Annotated in this window: 1 protein-coding gene; it reads right to left on the bottom strand. The window is 58.6% G+C overall.

What is annotated here, in order from left to right; translation table 11 throughout:
- Positions 1-91: 91 nt before the first annotated feature.
- Positions 92-1,321 carry an IS481 family transposase gene (locus AB4Y89_RS24485; RefSeq protein ID WP_442303564.1) on the bottom strand — a complete coding sequence of 410 codons (1,230 nt, stop codon included), beginning with the start codon at positions 1,319-1,321 and terminating at the stop codon, positions 92-94.
- Positions 1,322-1,410: the final 89 nt, after the last annotated feature.

Genomic DNA, 1,410 nt, shown 5'->3' with positions numbered 1-1,410 from the left:
TGTGCAGCCTGGGAGATAGGTAACAGTTTAGACCGGGCAGATGGGTAACACTTTTTGCTCGGTAGGTTTATGTATCTGAGTTTTTTTGATYTCAGGTAGTGGTGGAGGCGGTGGGAATCTGGGAATTTCGGTTGTATGAAATTTCCAGATTTCCATCGTCTTGTTGTTGKGGGAGGTTGCCGACGTTGAGGTTCTGTTGGTCGAAGTAGGCGATGGGGAAGGTTGCGTAATAGACGCACCAGTATTGGTCGTCGACCTGATCGAAGGCGATGCGTTCACCGGCGAGGACCTTGCTGAGAAAGACATCTTTGCCCTTCCAGAAGAACTGCCCATGAGGGTAGACAGTGCGGACTTGAAGACTGCTGTCGTACTCGGGGTTGGGGAGCCGTTCGGGGTAGGAGCGCGGGCTGTGGTTATAGAGCTCTGCCGGTGGCCGTTGTCCGAGAGCTTCGTGTGGGCGTTGTTGGTTGTAGATCTGACGAAAGSGATCGAACGCTTGTTGCTGCCGGCGCCGGTTGGCCTCTGCCGGCGAGGCCGTCTCGGCCTTCAGGGTACGGTGCATGCGTTCATGGCGTCCGTTTTGCTCGGGATGTCCGGGCTCGATCCTCTCCGGCGTGATGCCCAACCGCATCCAGTAGAGTGCCAGCCGTGACAACCCAGCGATCGCACAACTGGCGAACGGAGCTCCGTTGTCGCTGCGGATGGCGCAGGGCAAGCCATACTCCCGAAAAGCTGCCTCACAGATGGAGATCACGGCTGGGGTGTTGGTCTTGGCCACTACCTGACAGCGCAACAGGTAACGGCTGTAGGCATCGGTCATGGTGAAGGGGTCGATACGATCACCATCCTGGGTACGGAACCAGCCCTTGAAGTCCACACACCACACCTGGTTAGACCTATCGGCATGCGCAAAGGGCTGGGTGTGCGACGGTGTACGACGCCGTTGTTTGCGCGGATGTGCCAGACCTTCACGCTTCAACAGCTCACCGATCGTGCTGGCCGCCGGCCACTTCTGTCCAGGATGATGAGACCTCAGCCAGCTGCGCAGCTTCCGCGGACCCCAGCTCATATGCTCGCGCCGCAGCTCCAGCACTCGCCGCTGTATACCTTCCGTCGTCTGGTTGGGATGATGCAACGGTGCGTGACTGTGGTCGCTCAGGCCCCTCGCTCCCTTCTCCTGCCACCGTGACAAGATCTTGTAGCCCGTCTTCCGCGATATACCGTAATGCCGGCATAGCTCCGACATCGTCCACGCTCCGCTCTCCCACTCCACTGCAAACCGGGCACGCTCTTCCAACACTCCGCTCGCTCTCCAAGGCATGCCAGACTTCTACACGCCTCCGCTCGACCTCGCGAAAGTGTTACCTATGTCCCCGGTCTAATCTGTTACCCATCTGCCCGGTCTGTACC

Origin of the sequence: Terriglobus sp. 2YAB30_2 (genome assembly GCF_052114765.1) — a bacterium.
In the GTDB taxonomy this organism is placed as follows: domain Bacteria; phylum Acidobacteriota; class Terriglobia; order Terriglobales; family Acidobacteriaceae; genus Terriglobus.
This window is presented reverse-complemented; position numbering and strand designations above follow the sequence as displayed.